This window comes from Mesorhizobium sp., assembly GCF_024509055.1.
Classification (GTDB): domain Bacteria; phylum Pseudomonadota; class Alphaproteobacteria; order Rhizobiales; family Rhizobiaceae; genus Mesorhizobium.
Genome location: NZ_JANINM010000426.1, coordinates 1 through 17,051, shown reverse-complemented (window position 1 = coordinate 17,051; position 17,051 = coordinate 1). Strand labels below are relative to the sequence as shown.

Genomic DNA, 17,051 nt, shown 5'->3' with positions numbered 1-17,051 from the left:
GCTTCTGGGAAAAGAGCCTCGACACGATCGCGCTGCTCGGCACGGCGGCGATCCTGTGCCTCGCGATCGGGATTCCGCTCGGCATATGGTGCGGCCGCCGGCCGCGCGTCTATGCCGCCATACGCCCGGTGCTGGATTTCATGCAAACCATGCCGGCATTTGTCTACCTCATCCCCGTCATCGCGCTGTTCGGTATCGGCAAGCCGCCGGGTATCATTGCCACATTGATCTTCGGCACGCCGCCAGTCGTGCGTTTGACGGCCCTTGGCCTGCAAGGCGTTCCGGCCAGCATCCGCGAGGCGGCGCAGGCCTATGGCGCGACACGGTGGTTTCTGCTGACGCGTGTGGACCTGCCGCTGGCCAAGCCTTCGATCATGGCCGGCATCAACCAGACGATCCTGATGTGTCTTTCCATGGTCGTCATCGCTTCGCTGATCGGAGCCAAGGGGCTCGGCGAGGATGTGCTGAACGCGCTGCAATACGCCGCCGTCGGCCAGGGCCTTCTCGCAGGCTTCGCGATCCTGCTCTGCGCTATGGTCATTGATCGCATCGTTCAGGGCAATGCGTCGCAGTCAGGTGGATAGCGGGCTCACCTGGAGCGCTCAACGGCGGTTCATCTCCTGGCTCAAGCTGATCCTGATTAGCTATAAGGTCGGCATCGCTCCTAAGCATCGGTAGAGCCGCCATTCCCTTTGCTGCCCCGATCCGGACCTTCGCTCGTCCATCTCACGCCTCACATACGCACAGATCATTCGACGATTCCGATAGAGAGCGGCACCGGCCCGATTGATTCTGGCGCTCCTGGCCTCGGATAGCCCGTGCCGGCGACTCAAAGGTCGCGAGGTGGGAAAGCTATTGCTCAGTCAGCGCCGGCTCGCAGCGTCGAAAAGCCGATCGCGAGGGCCGTGATGTCGTCGCCAACCGTGACGAAGGCAGGGTCAAGCGCAAGTGCTGCTTCGCGCAGGCGAGGATTCCCTGCCGCGGCACCCCATTGCTTGCCCTCCAGGATTGCCGCTCTGGCGATGTGGCGAAGGTCCTCCAGATCTGCGTCGGTCGCCGCGAAGGCGCCGCGCGCCCTTGCTATCGAAAGATCGCCTGGACCCACGAAAAGTCCATCGACGGAAGGCAGCGCCGCTATTGCCGCCGCATCCGCGAACGCCCCCGCGGTCTCGATCATCGCATAGCAAAGGCGCCTTTCGTTCTCGGCGACAAAGAACTCATTTGTTGCGCCCTGGTATTGCTGGGTCCGGCCGTAACCGACACCGCGTGTGCCGAGCGGAGCGAATTTGGCAAATTCCGTTACCTCCCGGGCATGCGCGAGGTCCCGCAGTTGAGGAAGCACGATCGCATCCGCGCCGATGTCGAGCGCGTGTTGTATGTTGGGGCGAGTGGCCTCCGCCAGCCGCACATAGGCCGCCAATCCAAGCGCCTTGCAAAAGGGCAGCAGCCTGTCGAGCGCTGGAAGGTCGAGCACGCCATGCTCCATGTCGAACAAGACCACCTCGAAGCCTGCGAGGCGCGCGAGTTCGCAAGCCTTCTGGTTGTCGCTTTCGAGCCAAAAGGCGATGGCGGTTTTCGTCGGTTCGGTCATGCGACTTCCAGTCCTGAAGTTCGCTCGGTCGCGCTAGACGATCGATTTGCGGACATGAGCGGCTAGGGTCTTGGCGACAGGTTCAAATGCCTTGTCGCGATAATAGATCGCGACCTCGGCCTCGGAGAGCTTTGGTAGGCCTGAGTCGGTTCCAAGAATGCGCAATCCCTCGGTAACCTCGCTTCTGCCCATCGCGGTGACCCCGATGCCCGCAATGACCGAGGCGCGAATGCCTGCCATTGTGCTGCTGGTGCAAACATTGATCCAAGGCTGCCCGGTGCCGGACAGCGCCCTGATCGCCGCTTTGCGGTAGAAACACGGGTCTGGCAATGCCACCAACGGCAGCGGTTGCCGCATCGGGCTTGGCACTGCATTCGATGCTACCCAAACCAACTGCTCGGACCACAATGATAGAGAATTAGGAGCGTCCGCATCCGCCGCGACCACGATGATGTCGAGACGGCCCTGCAACATCTCGAGCATCAGGCTGTTGCTGAGTTTGACCTGGACCTGGAGGTTCGCCTCCGGGAAGACTTTCGAGAAGGAGTACAACACGGCCGGCAGGCGATTGTTGCCGAGCTCTTCGAGGATCCCAAGTCGCACGAAAGCCTTGAGGCTCGGAAGCGTCAGCCGCGCGAGCGCCTCGTCGTGCAAAGCGATGATCTGGCGCGCATATTCCATCAGCGTCAGCCCGGCCGGCGTCAGCGGGGCACCGCGGGCGGGAGTGCGTTCGAAAACCTGGGCACCGACGCGGTCCTCCAGGCGTTTGATCTGCAAGCTTATCGCAGGCTGGCTGCGGCCAAGAATCTCGGCTGCCTGCGAGAAGCCACCGGCCTGATGGACGGTGGCAAAGGCCCTCAACAGATCGATGTCGATATCGCTTGCCATTGCGTTTCTAAATGGAGTTCATAAGAACAATAAATTTGTAAAATACCTTAGCTGCCTCTAGCGTGCTTTTCAAGACGTGAGGAGGACCCGAGTGGGGACACCGGCAGCCCATAGAGCAGCATTTAGCAGCGGACGCGCGCAACTCGCCGTCTTGCTGATCCCGCCGCTGTTGACGTTGCTGGTCCTCTTCGTCGCACCGATTTCACTCATGGCGGTCTATGGCTTCTGGGCGATCGACGACAATTATCTGGTTCAGCCGACGCTTCAGCTCACCCAATATCAGCGGATCATCCAGGACCCGCTGTATCTCGACACGTTATGGTCGTCCGCCGGCATGGCGCTCTTGACCACGATCGGCTCGCTGGCTCTGGCGCTGCCCCTCGCCTACTACATCGTTCGCTTCGTTTCACCGCGCTGGCGCGTTCTGCTCGTGCTTGCCCTGATCGTTCCGGGCTGGGTGAGCGTTCTCATACGCACCTATTCCTGGAACCTGGTGATCGGCGAGTCTGGGCTCATGAACTGGCTGCTTTTGTCGGCCGGTCTCATACAGGAGCCGATCAAGCTGCTTTTCACCAAGACCGCTGTCGTCATCGGCCTTGTCTATATCTATCTGCCCTACATGCTGGTGCCGATCTACGCTTCGATCGAGCGCCTCGACAATTCGGTGCTGGAGGCGGCCGAGAATCTCGGTGCGGATCCGGCACGCCGCTTCTTCTACGTCACGCTTCCGCTTATTGCGCCAGGCATCACGGCGGGCTGCTTGATCACCTTCATTCCGGCGGTCGGGGAATATGTCGTGCCGAACATGCTCGGCGGCCTGAAGGGCATCATGTACGGCAACCTCATCACGACAGCCTTCTCGAACTTCGACTGGCCTTTCGGCGCAGCGCTTTCGATCGTGCTGCTCGCAAGCATTCTCGCCTGCCTCCTGATCGTCGGCCGTTTCCTCGATGTCAATCGCAGCATGCTGGGACGCGAGTAGGGGGCTATGATGACACGCTGGATTCTCGGGTCGTTCACCACGCTCGTCTACGCGCTGGTCTACCTGCCAATCACGCTCGTCGTGATCACCAGCTTCAACCATGACACCATCACGACGCTGCCGATCCGGCATCTCGATACACATTGGTACGCCGACCTGCTTGCCGATACCAAAACGCTGCAATCGCTCTGGACCAGCCTTGAAATCGGCGCAACGTCGACCTTGATAGCGACGGCGTTGGGCCTGATGTCGGCGCTTGCGATCGTTCGCCACGACTTCCGCGGCAAGAGCCTTTTCATGCTGCTGACCGTGATGCCCATGCTGGCGCCGGGCATTATCATGGGTGTCTCGCTGCTGCTCTTCGCCCGCTATGTCGGCTTCCAGACAGGCTTCGTTGCCATGTTGCTGGGCCACGTCCTTCTCTCGCTGCCCTATTGCACATTCATTTTGATTTCGAGCCTCGCCCGCTTCGACCGCACGCTGGAGGAGGCTGCAAGAGGGCTGAGCGCCAGCGAAATGTCAGTGCTTTCCCGTGTGACCTTGCCTGGGATCATGCCCGGCATAATCGGTGCCGCGCTCTTCGCTTTCACCATTTCGATCGGCGAATTCGTCGTGAGCTTTTTCCTCACTTCCGCCGGCACGACCACGCTGCCGATACGGATCTATTCGATCGTCAAAGTGGGAATTACTCCGAAGATCAACGCGGTATCCACCCTCATCCTCGTCGCGACGCTCATTCTCAGCGCCGTGGCGTTCCGTCTCACCTGGTCCAAACGCAAAGAGCATCATCATGGGAGGTAGTGCATGAATAAGCGTCAACTGCTGGCGGTTTCCGCAGCGGCTCTAGTCACACTTGGTCTCACCGGCGCAAGTTTCGCCGATGAGAAGAAAATCGGCGGTGAGATCAATGTCCTGAGCTGGGGCAACTATATCGATTTCGCCTTGCCGGCCTTCGAGAAAGCATATGGCGTCAAGGTCAACATCGACTACTACGCCGACGAGAAGGAGGCGATGAACAAGATCCGCGCCGCCGGTCTTGGCACCTATGATGTGGTCTTCCTGGGCGTGGGTCAGGAGGAGGTGGCCATGAAGCAGGGCCTTACCGATCCCATCGACGTTTCGAAGCTTTCGAACTTCAAGGATATGTATGAGCCTTTCCAGAAACCCAAGGCCGACGGCACTTACGACCATGTGACCTATTCCTGGGGCGCCAACGGACTGATCGCATACGACCCGTCGAAAACAGGAGGTCCGATCAAGTCGTGGAAGGATGTCTACTCGGGCAAGTTCAAGGGCCGCATCGGCAAGATCGACAAGGCGAACGAGCAGGCCTATCGCACCGTTTTCCAGTCGGGATTGAAGTATGGCCCGCTGAATGACGAGCAGTGGGGTCAGGTCGAAAAGACACTCGCGGCAGACATGCCTCAGGTGCGCACTGTCTACCAGCATTACGATGAAATGGCTCAGCTCCTTGCCACCGGGGAAATATGGATCGCCGACACGGACGACGGAGGTTACCGCCAGGCAAAGGCCAAGGGACTGAAGAATCTCCAACTGGTATACCCGGAGGAGGGCTTTATCGCCTGGTACGATGGCCCTTGCCTGATCAAGAACGCCCCGCACAAAGAGGCGGCTTACGCCTTTATCAACCACATGATCTCGGCAGAGACACAGGCCGACCTCGCAAAGCAACTCGGCTATGCGCCCGCCAACAAGAAGGCCGCCGCCCTCATGGATCCGGCACTGCGGGAGAGCCTCGGCGTCGATAAGACCGAAGAGAACCTGGCGCATGTCCAGTTCCAGCGCGATCTCGGCGCCGCATACGAAAAGAAGTCGACTGATATCTGGCAAAAAGCCAAGGCCCAGGTCCAGTGAGCCAAGCGCGGCCGGGCGCCCGCAGCCCGGCCGCCTTCATCCGGTGAAAAGACAGTGACCCTCAAGCTCGATCACATCGAAAAATCCTTCAGTTCGTTCCACGCCGTAAAGGGCGTCAGCTTCTCGCTTTCGCAGGGCGAGGTTCTGAGCCTTCTGGGCCCATCAGGCTGCGGCAAGACGACGACGTTGCGCATGATTGCCGGTTTCGAGCAACCGTCGGCAGGCACCATTTTGCTTGCCGGCCGCGACATCACGCATACGGCCGCACGTTATCGCAACATCGGCATGGTCTTCCAGTCCTACGCCCTGTTCCCGCATATGAGCGTCGCCGACAATGTCGCCTTTGGCCTCAAGATGCGCGGCATGGGGCGCGCCGACCGCGACGAACGGGTCAACTCGGTGCTTGACATCGTACGGATGAGCAAATTCGCCGAACGCGCCCCGAAGCAGCTTTCGGGCGGCCAACAGCAGCGTGTGGCATTGGCAAGAGCGCTGGCAATCCGACCGGACATTCTCCTGCTCGATGAACCGCTGTCGGCGCTTGACCTCAAGCTGCGCGAAGAGATGCGCGACGAGATCAACCGCATCGTCCGTGAGCTCAAGATCACGACCGTCTTCGTCACCCATGATCAGAGCGAAGCGCTCGTCCTGTCGGACTACGTCGCTGTCATGAATGGCGGCATCGTCGAGCAACTGGACACGCCGACAAGGCTCTACCGCAACCCGCAAACTGCTTTTGTCGCGGACTTCATCGGCGGTGCCAACGTGGTCAGGGGCAAGGTATTGGAGGCCGGCAAATTCTCCGTCGGCGACAACATTGCTATTTCTCTCCCCTCCCAGGCGGATCCGGACGCGCAGGCTGTCGCTATCCGCCCCGAGGATATCCGTCTTTCGGCCCCCTCGGCTTCGTCCGAGCTCTCCGGGACGGTCGAGCACAGCCGCTTCCTTGGCGGCATTACCGAGTATGTAGTTCGTCTTTCGCCCGCCGTGGCACTCACCGTGCGCAACGAAAGCTATCAACCGTTCAAGACAGGCGATCGCGTGAATCTGGAACTGCAACGCGACCGTATCGTCTGCCTGCGCGTCAACTGAGTGCGAAAACGATGAAAATCACCGGCCTGGAGACATTCTGCCTCGGTTACCAGATGCCCTATCCGCTCACTTACCCGCGCGGCGAGTACCAGTCGCGCGAAGCCGTGCTGGTCAAGGTGCATACCGACGATCCCGATATTTTCGGCTGGGGCGAGGCGGCGATGTGGGGTGGTCCCTGGGCGACGACCACGACCGTTCTTGAAAAGGAAATTCAGCCACTGATCGTGGGTCACGATCCGCGCCGCCTCGAGTACCTGTGGGAAAAGGTCTACCAGGAGACCTACTATCACGGCCGCAAGGGCATTTTGCTTTCCTGCCTATCGGCGATCGACATCGCTCTGTGGGACATTCTGGGCAAAACGGCTGGCGAGCCGGTGTGGCGGTTGCTCGGCGGTTTCGGGCGGCCGCTCTCTGCATATGCATCGAGCGGCTACTATCGGCGCGATTATTCGGTCGACGATCTCGCGGCAGACGTAGCCAAGGCGGCCGCCGCCGGCTATCGCGGCTACAAGATGAAGGTCGGCAATGTCGCCGCTGCCGTGCATGCGGGCGTTCTCGACACACCTCTGAGAACGACACTGAAAGGCGATCTCGCCCGCGTCCGGGCCGCACGCGAGGCGATCGGCGGCGATCGCGATTTGATGTGCGACGCAACGACCTCGCTCGATGCCCGCACGGCCATGGCTTATGCGGACGAGTTCGAACGCATCGGCATTCGTTGGTTCGAGGAACCGACCCAACCGGAAAACATCAACGGCTGCGCCGAACTGGCGCGCCGCACCAGGATCCCGATCGCCGGTTTCGAGACGGAGACGAGCAAGTTCAATTTTGCCGCGATGATGGACGCCGGGGCCATCCAAATGGTTCAGCCCGATGCCATCCAGGTCGGCGGCATTACCGAGGCTCGCAAGATCGCGGCCTATGCGCAGATGCGCCATCTCGGGTTTTCGAGCAAGAACTACAGCACCGCCGTCAGCCTCGCCGCCTGCATCAATCTCCTCTACGCGTTGCCGAACGGCGATTATTTCGAGTGCGACATGGACCCTTCTCCGTGGCGGGAAGAATTCTTGCGCGCGCCCCTTTTCACCTACGACGACGGCATGGTCGAACCTTTCGACCGGCCCGGACTCGGACTTGATATCGATGAAGCCGCGTTGGCGGCATGGCGGGCCACACCATGAATGCGCATACTTTCGAAAAAGACCTGTTTCGCGGGAAGGTAGTGCTGGTGACCGGCGCCGCGGGCGGCATTGGCGCCGGGATCGCGAAGGCTTTCGCTGATCTCGGCGCGCAATTGGTCGTCCAGGACATCGATTTCGAAAAGCTTCAGCGCGGCGCGAATCGGTTGGTGCGCGATGGGCATAGGGTGACTGCGATTGGTGGCGACCTCTCGATCCGCGGCACGGCGGATACAGTGTTCGATCAGGCCCTGCTTGCCCATGACCGGATCGATATCCTCATCAATAACGCCGGCCGCTCCTGGGGCATCACCACCGACGCCATATCGCCTGAGCGCACCGACGAGCTGATGGAGCTGAACTTCAATAGCGTTCTGTGGCTGTCCAAGCGTTTTATCGCGGAGGCCCGCAAGCACGGCGAAGGCGGCTCGATCATTCAGGTTTCCTCGACCGCGGGAGTCACCGGCTTCGAGCGTCGCGCAGTCTACTGCGCTACAAAATTCGGCGTCGTCGGGCTCACCAAGGTTTTGGCGCTGGACCACGCCCGGGAGAACATCCGCGTCAACGCTCTGCTGCCGCATGTGGTCGAAACGGAGATGTTCCGAACGGTTGCCTCGCCGCAAGACGCCGCGAATTGGCGAACCGGTATCCCGATGGGTCGCTTCGCCCAGGTGGAAGACGTCGCGAACCTGGCGATTTTCCTGTGTTCACCGGCCGCGAGCTATCTTACAGGCGGCCTGTACCCCGTCGATGGCGGGGCCATGGCCGGGTCGTTTGGAGGGAACTGATGACTGTAATTCGCATGGCGAATCGACACACGGAACTGGCGTTCTGGCTGATGACGCCCAATGAGAACGCCTGTGAGATCGCATCGATCCTCGGCTACAGCACCGTGATCATCGACATGGAGCACGGCACGTTCGAGCCATCGACCGCGGCGCGCAGCATCACGCTCGCCAAGGCTTTCGGGCTTACCGTCTATACGCGCGTCGACAGCGCGGAGCGCGTATCGATCCAGCACGCGCTCGACTTCGGCAGTGATGGCGTCATTCTTCCGCAGATCGCAGGTGTCGCGCATGCGCGCGCTGCGACCGCCTTCGCAAAATTTCCGCCACTCGGCGCGCGCGGCTTCGGCGGCGGCAAGACCGTCAACTACGCGCCGGCGCCTGGCAACTTCGTTGAGGCCGAGAACCGGCGCACGAAGTGCTGGGTGATGATCGAAACCGCTCAGGCGCTCGAAGAAGTAGAGCAGATCGCAGATCTCAAAACGGTCGATGGCCTGTTCATCGGCCCGAATGACCTGTCGCTGGCGCGTGGGCGCGGTGAGTATGTCGCCGACGGCCGCGATCACGACGATATCCGGCGAATTGCAAACGCCGCGATCGCCAAGGACAAGCCTTGGGCGATGCCTATATCGAGCGCGCGCGACCGCGACCTCGCCCGCAGCCTCAACATCGGCTTCATGGCCACCACCGACGATGTGACCGCCCTTCGAGACGGGCTCGCCGCCGGCATAACCATCCTAGAGCAGTCCGAGTGAATCCCGCCGAGACCATTTGGATCGACGGTGCGTGGGAGGCGGGCGCAGGTCCGTCCCTTCCGGTGGTCGATCCGGCGACCGAAAAGGAAATCGCCTGCGTTGCAAGTGCAAGCACCGAGCAAGTCGTTCGCGCTGCCGAGGCGGCGGCCTCGGCGCAGCCCGCTTGGGGTGCGCTCGAGCCGTGGCGCCGAGGCGAGGCTCTGCGCGTCATAGCGGCATGGTTCCGAAGGCACCGTCGCGAACTGGCCGAGCTGCTTTGCTCGGAAACCGGCAAGCCAATTGCTAAGGCGCTGGAGGATGTGGAGAACTCCGCGATCTATCTCGACTACATGGCGCAATGGGATCGGCGTATCGAGGGCGAGATCGTGCCCTCGGACAATGCCCACGAGACGATACTGCTCAGCCGCGTGCCCATCGGGGTCGTGGCTGCCATCACCGCCTGGAATTACCCTCTCGACCTTTTCGTCCGCAAGGTTGCCCCTGCGCTCATCACTGGCAACACCGTGATCCTCAAGCCGAGCGAGGTCACACCACTGGCCTGCATCCGTGCCGCCAGGCTGATCGCCGAAAGCGGCTGCCTGCCGCCTGGAGTGTTTAATCTTGTAACCGGTGGCGGATCCGTCGGCGCAGCACTTTGTTCGCATCCGCTGGTCAACATGATCACGATGACGGGCCATCGCGAAACCGGCAAGAAGATCATGACCGGGGCGGCAGGCACGCTGGCGCGGGTGTCGCTCGAACTTGGCGGCAGCGCCCCTGCAATCGTGTGGAAGGATGCTGACCTCGATCTGGCTGCTGAGGCTCTTGCCTTTTCGAGCTTCGAAAACAGTGGGCAGGTCTGCACCTCTGCGGAACGAATTCTTGTTCATCAAGATGTCCACGATGCTTTCGTCGAGCGGCTCGTGGAATACGCCAACCGGCTGCGTGTCGGGGATCGGCATGGCGAAACCGACCTCGGGCCGCTGGTCAATGCAACGCAGTTCGGCAAGGTCAGGCAGGCGATCGATCGGGCGCGGGCGGAAGGCGCTCACCTTGTGTGCGGCGGATACGGACTGCCGTCGCTTCCGCGCGAAGGCTACTGGATCCGCCCCACGGTGATCACCGGGGTGACTCCCGCCATGTCGCTCTTCAATGAAGAGATCTTTGGGCCACTCGCGCCAGTCATCCGCATCGGGCGCTACGATGAAGCTATCCGCCTTGCCAATGCGACGCGCTACGGTTTGACGGCGTTCGTCTTCAGCAACGACTATCGGCTCATCATGCAGGCGCAGAACGATCTGCGCTTCGGCGAAGTCTACATCAACCGCGCCATGGGCGAGGCGCTGCAAGGCTTTCACACCGGGCATCAGGAATCCGGGATCGGCGGCGAGGACGGGAAGCACGGCGTCCTGAAGTACACGCAAATCCGCACCGTCTATCATCGCTACAGCTAGACAAGGCATGGAACATTTCGACTTCATCATAGTCGGCGCGGGTTCGGCTGGCTGCGTGCTGGCCAACCGTCTCTCCGCCGATGGCAGGAACAGCGTCCTGTTGATCGAAGCCGGCGGCAGCGACTGGTCGCCGGTGATCAAGATGCCGGCGGCGACCGACCTCTACGGTATAGGCAACCCGAAATACGACTGGAACTATCTGACCGAACCTGACCCAACACGCCACGGCCGCAAGGATATCTGGCCGCGCGGCAAGGTAATCGGCGGCAGTTCTTCGCTCTGCGGCCTGGTCTATATGCGCGGCCAGGCAAGCGACTATGACAGCTGGGCCGCTCTCGGCAACTACGGCTGGTCCTATGCCGACGTGCTCCCCTACTTCAAGCGAAGCGAGACGAACGAGAACGGCGGTGACGACTATCGCGGTGGCGACGGGCCGCTGCGGACATCCAACCTGCGCAGTCGCCACCCGCTTGCCGAGAAGTTCGTCGAAGCGGCGATCGTCAGCGGCCTTCAGGCCAACAGCGATTTCAACGGTCGAACGCAGGAGGGGGCAGGCTTCATCCAGGCAAATCAAATTTTCGGCCGGCGCCACAGCGCCGCGGATGCCTATTTGAAGCCAGTTCGCGGCCGCGCGAATCTGGAAGTTCGAACCAAAGCGCAGGTGTCGCGCGTCCTGGTCGAGGAAGGCATCGCGAATGGTATTGAGTATTTCCGACGCGACGGCAGCCGCCACGTGGTGCATGCACGCCGCGACGTCATCTTATCGGCGGGTTCCATCGCTTCGCCGCAACTCTTGATGCTTTCGGGCGTTGGCGACACCGCTGAGCTGTCGGAAACCGGCATCGCGGCACAACATCACTTGCCGGGGGTCGGCAAGAACCTGCAGGACCATGTCGGCGTCTATCTAACCTATCGGGTGGACCAGCCGACCTATAATTCCGAAGTCGGTGCGGTCAAAACGGCACTCCATGGGCTGAATTGGCTGCTTTTCGGTCGTGGGCCCGCAACTGCTCCAGGAGCACAGGCCATGGCCTTTGTCCGCTCCGACCAGGGTCAGCCGGACCCCGACCTGCAACTGCACTTCACGCCGGTCGGCTACAAGTTGACGCCGGAGGCGCTCATCATCCTGAAGGATCCCGTGGTCACCGCGATCCCGAACATCAGCCGACCTGCGAGCCGCGGCCATATTGGACTGCGCAGCGCCGACTTTCGCGATCCGCCACGCATTTTCAGCCGGCTCCTTGATGCGGAATCGGACGTGCGGGCGCTGATTTCCGGCTGCCGTCGCATTCGCCGGATATTTGCAACTCCGCCACTCGCGCAGCATGTGATGGAGGAACTTGCGCCCGGGCCAAGCCAGACGACGGACCAGCAATGGGAAGAGTTCCTGCGTCGCGAGAGCGTGACGGTGTTTCATCCGGTTGGCACCTGCAAGATGGGCAACGACCCGCTTGCTGTCGTTGACAACCGCCTGCGCGTGCACGGGGTGTCACGGCTGAGAGTTGTCGACGCTTCGATCATGCCGCATCTCGTAAGCGGCAATACGAATGCGCCGACGATGATGATCGGCGAACGTGCCTCGGACCTGATACTTGCGGACAAGGGCTAAGCCGTGGCCAGCGTCGAAGCTATCGATCTGTTCTTGCTGCAGGTGCCCGATTTCGACCCCGACCGCGATCCGGTCAAGGATACGCTGCTGGTTCGGGTGAGGGCGGCCGCCCACGAAGGCTGGGGTGAATGCGAAGCAGCGCCCCTGGTGTCGCTGGCAGCTTTCGTCACGCCGGAGTCGCACAGCACCTCGCAGCCCGTCGCGGCTTCGGTGATCGGCCAAAAGCTCGACGATCCCGCGGACATCGCTGCGATCACCCGGTCCGTCGCGACGAAGAGCATGAACGTGCTGCAAGCGCCGCATGTCTTTTCCGGCGTTGAGATGGCGCTTTGGGACCTGCTCGGCAAGATGCACCAGGAACCGGCCTATCGGCTCCTTGGGTATAGGGAGGCATTTCCTAAAGTTCCCTATGTCGTCATGCCCTTCGCCTCGACGCCGCAGGAGACCTTCCGCCGAATGGAACAAATCAGGGCGAGCGGTTTCCATGCCGTGAAGACCGGTTGGAATGGCTTTGGCAGCGGCAACCTGCTCGCGGATCGCGCTCAACTCGCAGCCGCCCGGGAGGGACTGGGGAAGGATGCACGTCTGTTCCTTGATGCAGCGCGTGTTTGGGGCACTGACGTGTCCGCTGCGACGAGATACCAACCGCTGCTGGAAGAGTTCTCGGTAGAATGGGTGGAGGAGCCTTTCATCCCGACGGCGCTTGATGCCTATGCCGATTTAGCTAGGAAGCATGGTCGCGATCATGTCGCTGCAGGTGAGAACGCGAACAGTGTTGCGCATGCCAGACAGTTGCTGGACATCGGCGGTATCGGGATTATCCAGATCGATTGCGGTCGCGTCGGTGGAATTGGCGCAGCAGCGGAGATAGCCCGTTTCGCCGACGAGGGCGGTGCCGTTTATCTGAATCACACCTATACATCCCACCTGGCGCTTAGTGCGTCCCTATCCGCATATGCCGGTCTTGAGCGGCACAGCCTCTGCGAATACCCCAGCGACAGGACTTCCCTGTCCTGGGCGATTTGTGCCGACCACCTCGAAATCGGCCCAGGAGGCATGATTGTTTCGCCTGAAGCTCCCGGCCTCGGCATTGCGATGAATCTGGACGGAGTGGAAGACCGCGTCGTGGATCTAGAAATCAGGTTTAGCGATCGGATCCTTTACCGCACGCCGTGCTTGCGGACGTGACATTGACACACGAGCGCAAGAAAGTCCCATTCGACGCGACGCTGGATTGCTAAAGTAGCTCTCCGGCAGGATAGCCTGAAGGCTGACTGTCCGCTCACGGGCCCATAGCGGACGAAGCCCCTTCAGCCAGTCACGTCTTTACCGGCCGGGTGCGACGCAGGCGAACGTCGGGCCGGACGCGACCTTCGCGAGGCCCCCTGTGTATGACCGACGGCGCTGCTCCAATCAGGTCTCGATTTCTCTCAGATTCCAGACCACGCATCGCGATCGCGCCAACACCGGAAACGGCGGAGGTGTTGGCTGACACGCGATCGGTCCGTCCGGCTCAACGATCCTGGCCATCGCCCCACATTGCGTCCGGCACGACCACCAGCTTGCCGACAAAGTCCTTGGCCATGAAATCGGTCTGGGCGCGGTGGAAATCCGACAGTCTGTAGACGCCGCCGACGACCGGCCGGATTTTCTTCTCCTCGACGTAGCGCACGATCCGCCGGAAATCCGCCCGTGTGCCCTGGCTCGAGCCATTGAGCTGAAGCTGCTTGAGATACATCGTTCTCAAGTCGAGTTGCACGACCGGACCGGCGATGGCGCCCGCTGTGGTGTAGCGGCCCTCGGGCCGCAGGATCCGCAAGAGGTCATTGAAGATCGCCCCGCCAACAAGGTCGGCGACCACGTCGATGGGTTGGCCAGCGGTTGCTTCGTGAACGGCGGCAGGCAGGTCGGCCACGCCGCGCGTGATCACCTTCTCGGCGCCGATATCGAGCACCGCCTGCTCCTTGCCCTTGCCGACCACGGCATAGGGAATTGCGCCGCGCGCCCGTGCCAACTGCACGATGCCGGAGCCGACGCCGCCTGAGGCGCCCGTGACCAGTACCCGCTCGCCGGCCCTCAGTGCGGCGCGCTCCAGCATCTGCTCTCCGGTGAGGTAGGCGCAGCAGAAGGTGGCGAGCTCGACATCGCTCAAGTCGGTGTCGACGACATGCGCGTTCTCGACCGGCAGCGCCTGGTATTCGGCATAACCGCCGTCGCGACCATGGCCCATATAGTCGATGTCGGCGAGCGAATCGTCCTCTCGGTTGTAGATGGAGAAGTCGACCATCACGCGCTCGCCGATACGCTCGGCGGACACGCCGTCGCCTGCGGCGACGATCGTGCCCACCGTGTCCGTGCCCTGGATGCGCGGGAAAACGAGCGTGTTGCCCTGGCGGCGCCAGGTCGACACCGCACCGGCGTCTTCCTCGGTGCCATAGGCACCCTGGCGAACCCAGACGTCCGTGTTATTCATGCCGCAGGCGCTGACCTTGACCAGGACCTCGCCGGCGGCTGGCACGGGCACCTTCACATCCGTGCGGTAGACGAGCTTCTCCAGACCGCCGTGGCCGGTAAGCTGCACGGCGGCCATTGTGGCGGGGACGGTTCTGGTCATGGCGTTCATGTCGCTTCTGTCCTTGTTTCCACGCAATTCCGGACGGAAAACCGTTTCACGATTTCCCTGGAACTGCTCAGAGGCCTGCAAACACGCTGTTCACCGCATCGGCGGTCCTGGCGACGATCGTGTCGGCTTCCTCGCGCGTCAGGCAAAGCGGCGGCGCGAAGCCCAGGATGTCGCCCTGCGGCATGGCGCGGCCGATGACGCCGCTGGCGGCGAGCGCGGTGGCGATCTGGGGTCCGACCTTCAGCGCCGGATCGAAGAAGACACGGTCGTCGCGATCCTTGACGAATTCGATCGCGGCCAGCATGCCGTCGCCGCGCACCTCGCCGACATGCCTGTGGCCACCGACGGCCCTGGCAAGCTCGGCCCGGAAATAGGCGCCGGTCTCGCCGGCGTTCCTCACCAGGTCCATTTCGTCGATCAGCTCGAGATTGGCGACGCCGGCGGCAACGCAGATCGGATGCGCCGAATAGGTCCAGCCATGGCCAAGCGAGCCCAGCTTGTCCGAGCCTTTGACCAGCACCTGCCAGACCTTGTCGGAGACGATGACGCCCGAAAGCGGCGCGTAGGCCGAGGTCAGGCCCTTGGCGATGGTGATCAGGTCCGGCTTCATGCCGTAATGGTCGGAGCCGAACATGGTGCCGAGACGGCCGAAGCCTGTCACCACCTCGTCGGCGACCAGCAGCACGTCGTACTTGTTGAGCACGGCCTGGATCTTTTCCCAATAGCCGGCCGGCGGAGGCACGATGCCGCCGGTGCCGAGGATCGGCTCGCCGATGAAGGCCGCTACCGTTTCAGGGCCTTCGGCCAGGATCATTTCTTCCAGCTTGTCGGCGCAATGTTGGGAGAACTGCTCCTCGCTCATCGAACGGTCGGCGCGGCGGAAATAATAGGGCGCCTCGGTATGCAGGATCGGCGCGCGCGGCAGGTCGAAGGCGCTATGGAACAGCTCCAGCCCGGTCAGCGATCCGGTCATCACGCCTGAACCGTGATAGCCGCGCCAGCGAGAGATGATCTTCTTCTTCTCCGGACGGCCGAGAACGTTGTTGTAGTACCAGATCAGCTTGATGTTGGTTTCGTTGGCGTCGGAACCGGAGAGGCCGAAATAGACCCTCGACATGCCCTTCGGAGCGCGGTCGATGATCATCTTGGCAAGCGTGATCGAGGCCTCGGTGCCGTGCCCGACATAGGCATGGTAGTAGGCGAGGTTCTTGGCCTGGCTTGCGATGGCATCGGCGATCTTCTGGCGGCCGTAGCCGACATTGACGCAATAGAGGCCGGCGAAGGCGTCGATGCTCTTCCGGCCGGTGTTGTCCCAGACGGTCACGCCTTCGCCGCCGGCCATGATTCTGGCTGGAGACTCACCCCGTGCGTGCGTGCCCATATGCGTCGAGGGATGGAAAAAGTGGTCGCGGTCCCAGGCCGAGAGTTCGTTGGATTGTTCGAGCATCTTTTTCTCCTGTTGTTTTCCTCGCGGGGGCGCGCTCAGGCGACGTCCAGGCAAAGGTATTTGAGGTCGGTGAAGGCTTCCAGGCCGTGGCGCGAGCCTTCGCGGCCGATGCCTGACTGCTTTACGCCACCGAACGGGATCGGCGCGCCGGTGATCTTCACACGGTTGATCGCGACCATGCCGTATTCCAGCGCGCGGCCCATGCGGGCCTGTCGTGCTCCGTTCTCGGTCACGACATAAGCGACGAGGCCATATTCGGTTGCATTGGCGCGGGCGATAACTTCCGCTTCGTCGTCGAACGGTGTCACCGCGGCGACCGGGCCAAAAGTTTCTTCGCGCATGATCAACGCTTCGTCCGGCACATCGACGAGCAGCGTCGGCTGGTAGAAAAGCGGTCCGGCCGCGTGGCGCTTGCCGCCGGTCAGGCAACGCGCGCCCTGCGTCAGCGCGTCGGCCACCTGTTCTTCGACCTTCTTGACCGCCCGCTCATGCATCAGCGGTCCGATATCGGCGTCGCCCGAGAGCCCGCTGCCGGTGCGCAACCGCTCGACACCACGGGCGAAAGCGGCGCAGAAGCGATCGTACACCGGTCGCTGAACATAGATGCGGTTGGCGGCGAGGCAGTCTTGGCCGGAGGTGGCGAATTTGGCGTCGAGCGCGATTGCGATCGCCTTGTCGATGTCGGCATCGTCAAAGACGATCAGCGGCGCGTGGCCGCCGAGCTCCATCACCAGGCGCTTCATCGTCGGCGCGCTCTGCGAGGCGATCAGCCGGCCGACCTCGGTCGAACCGG

Annotated in this window: 16 protein-coding genes; 11 read left to right on the top strand and 5 right to left on the bottom strand. The window is 61.9% G+C overall.

All coding sequences use genetic code 11. The annotated features are described in order from the left end of the window. Positions 1-584 (top strand): proline/glycine betaine ABC transporter permease (locus tag Q0L57_RS23425; protein WP_296745432.1); only part of this gene is annotated, 584 nt, incomplete at its 5' end. A 275-nt stretch (positions 585-859) separates the two neighbouring features. On the opposite strand, the gene Q0L57_RS23420 is transcribed toward Q0L57_RS23425, so the two are convergent. After that, on the bottom strand, positions 860-1,591 hold the full coding sequence (locus Q0L57_RS23420; RefSeq protein WP_296745431.1) for an aldolase/citrate lyase family protein: 732 nt from the start codon (positions 1,589-1,591) through the stop codon (positions 860-862). Between the two features lie 33 nt (positions 1,592-1,624). Next, positions 1,625-2,479, bottom strand: a complete 855-nt coding sequence (locus Q0L57_RS23415; protein WP_296745430.1) for a LysR substrate-binding domain-containing protein — start codon at positions 2,477-2,479, stop codon at positions 1,625-1,627. Between the two features lie 91 nt (positions 2,480-2,570). On the opposite strand from Q0L57_RS23415, the gene Q0L57_RS23410 reads away from it, so the two are divergent. The 10 genes from Q0L57_RS23410 (at position 2,571) to Q0L57_RS23365 (ending at position 13,376) form a co-directional block, all read left to right on the top strand. Next, positions 2,571-3,461, top strand: coding sequence for an ABC transporter permease (locus tag Q0L57_RS23410; protein ID WP_296745429.1), 891 nt, complete (start codon positions 2,571-2,573; stop codon positions 3,459-3,461). An 81-nt stretch (positions 3,462-3,542) separates the two neighbouring features. After that, the gene (locus Q0L57_RS23405; RefSeq protein ID WP_296745428.1) at positions 3,543-4,262 is read left to right on the top strand and encodes an ABC transporter permease; all 720 of its coding nucleotides are present in this window, start codon (positions 3,543-3,545) and stop codon (positions 4,260-4,262) included. 3 nt (positions 4,263-4,265) lie between these two features. Continuing rightward, complete coding sequence (locus Q0L57_RS23400; RefSeq protein WP_296745427.1) at positions 4,266-5,336, top strand: spermidine/putrescine ABC transporter substrate-binding protein; 1,071 nt, start codon at positions 4,266-4,268, stop codon at positions 5,334-5,336. 54 nt (positions 5,337-5,390) lie between these two features. Continuing rightward, on the top strand, positions 5,391-6,428 hold the full coding sequence (locus Q0L57_RS23395) for an ABC transporter ATP-binding protein (RefSeq protein WP_296745426.1): 1,038 nt from the start codon (positions 5,391-5,393) through the stop codon (positions 6,426-6,428). Positions 6,429-6,439: 11 nt separating this feature from the next. Further along, positions 6,440-7,609, top strand: coding sequence for a mandelate racemase/muconate lactonizing enzyme family protein (locus tag Q0L57_RS23390; RefSeq protein WP_296745425.1), 1,170 nt, complete (start codon positions 6,440-6,442; stop codon positions 7,607-7,609). Continuing rightward, positions 7,606-8,394: an SDR family oxidoreductase gene (locus tag Q0L57_RS23385; protein WP_296745424.1), complete on the top strand. Its 789-nt coding sequence runs from the start codon at positions 7,606-7,608 to the stop codon at positions 8,392-8,394. Before Q0L57_RS23390 ends, Q0L57_RS23385 begins: the two co-directional genes overlap by 4 nt. Further along, positions 8,394-9,146 carry an aldolase/citrate lyase family protein gene (locus Q0L57_RS23380; RefSeq protein WP_296745423.1) on the top strand — a complete coding sequence of 251 codons (753 nt, stop codon included), beginning with the start codon at positions 8,394-8,396 and terminating at the stop codon, positions 9,144-9,146. Before Q0L57_RS23385 ends, Q0L57_RS23380 begins: the two co-directional genes overlap by 1 nt. Then, positions 9,143-10,579, top strand: coding sequence for an aldehyde dehydrogenase family protein (locus tag Q0L57_RS23375; RefSeq protein ID WP_296745422.1), 1,437 nt, complete (start codon positions 9,143-9,145; stop codon positions 10,577-10,579). Before Q0L57_RS23380 ends, Q0L57_RS23375 begins: the two co-directional genes overlap by 4 nt. Before the next feature lie 7 nt (positions 10,580-10,586). Then, positions 10,587-12,188 carry a GMC family oxidoreductase N-terminal domain-containing protein gene (locus tag Q0L57_RS23370; protein WP_296745421.1) on the top strand — a complete coding sequence of 534 codons (1,602 nt, stop codon included), beginning with the start codon at positions 10,587-10,589 and terminating at the stop codon, positions 12,186-12,188. Between the two features lie 3 nt (positions 12,189-12,191). Next, positions 12,192-13,376 carry an enolase C-terminal domain-like protein gene (locus Q0L57_RS23365; protein ID WP_296745420.1) on the top strand — a complete coding sequence of 395 codons (1,185 nt, stop codon included), beginning with the start codon at positions 12,192-12,194 and terminating at the stop codon, positions 13,374-13,376. Between the two features lie 325 nt (positions 13,377-13,701). Here the strand turns inward: Q0L57_RS23365 and Q0L57_RS23360 are convergent, their stop codons facing one another. The 3 genes from Q0L57_RS23360 to Q0L57_RS23350 form a co-directional block, all read right to left on the bottom strand. Beyond that, the gene (locus tag Q0L57_RS23360) at positions 13,702-14,811 is read right to left on the bottom strand and encodes an alcohol dehydrogenase family protein (RefSeq protein ID WP_296745419.1); all 1,110 of its coding nucleotides are present in this window, start codon (positions 14,809-14,811) and stop codon (positions 13,702-13,704) included. A 67-nt stretch (positions 14,812-14,878) separates the two neighbouring features. After that, complete coding sequence (locus Q0L57_RS23355) at positions 14,879-16,258, bottom strand: aspartate aminotransferase family protein (RefSeq protein WP_296745418.1); 1,380 nt, start codon at positions 16,256-16,258, stop codon at positions 14,879-14,881. A gap of 35 nt (positions 16,259-16,293) precedes the next feature. After that, the coding region (locus Q0L57_RS23350; RefSeq protein WP_296745417.1) for an aldehyde dehydrogenase family protein at positions 16,294-17,051 on the bottom strand (758 nt) is incomplete at its 5' end.

What these genes read in the sequence shown, in the direction of transcription:
- Q0L57_RS23385 (WP_296745424.1), top strand. Translation starts at nt 7,606, where the DNA reads ATGAATGCGCATACTTTCGAAAAAGACCTGTTTCGCGGGAAGGTAGTG.
- Q0L57_RS23355 (WP_296745418.1), bottom strand. Translation starts at nt 16,258, where the DNA reads ATGCTCGAACAATCCAACGAACTCTCGGCCTGGGACCGCGACCACTTT.
- Q0L57_RS23420 (WP_296745431.1), bottom strand. Translation starts at nt 1,591, where the DNA reads ATGACCGAACCGACGAAAACCGCCATCGCCTTTTGGCTCGAAAGCGAC.
- Q0L57_RS23390 (WP_296745425.1), top strand. Translation starts at nt 6,440, where the DNA reads ATGAAAATCACCGGCCTGGAGACATTCTGCCTCGGTTACCAGATGCCC.
- Q0L57_RS23380 (WP_296745423.1), top strand. Translation starts at nt 8,394, where the DNA reads ATGACTGTAATTCGCATGGCGAATCGACACACGGAACTGGCGTTCTGG.
- Q0L57_RS23415 (WP_296745430.1), bottom strand. Translation starts at nt 2,479, where the DNA reads ATGGCAAGCGATATCGACATCGATCTGTTGAGGGCCTTTGCCACCGTC.
- Q0L57_RS23400 (WP_296745427.1), top strand. Translation starts at nt 4,266, where the DNA reads ATGAATAAGCGTCAACTGCTGGCGGTTTCCGCAGCGGCTCTAGTCACA.
- Q0L57_RS23370 (WP_296745421.1), top strand. Translation starts at nt 10,587, where the DNA reads ATGGAACATTTCGACTTCATCATAGTCGGCGCGGGTTCGGCTGGCTGC.
- Q0L57_RS23360 (WP_296745419.1), bottom strand. Translation starts at nt 14,811, where the DNA reads ATGAACGCCATGACCAGAACCGTCCCCGCCACAATGGCCGCCGTGCAG.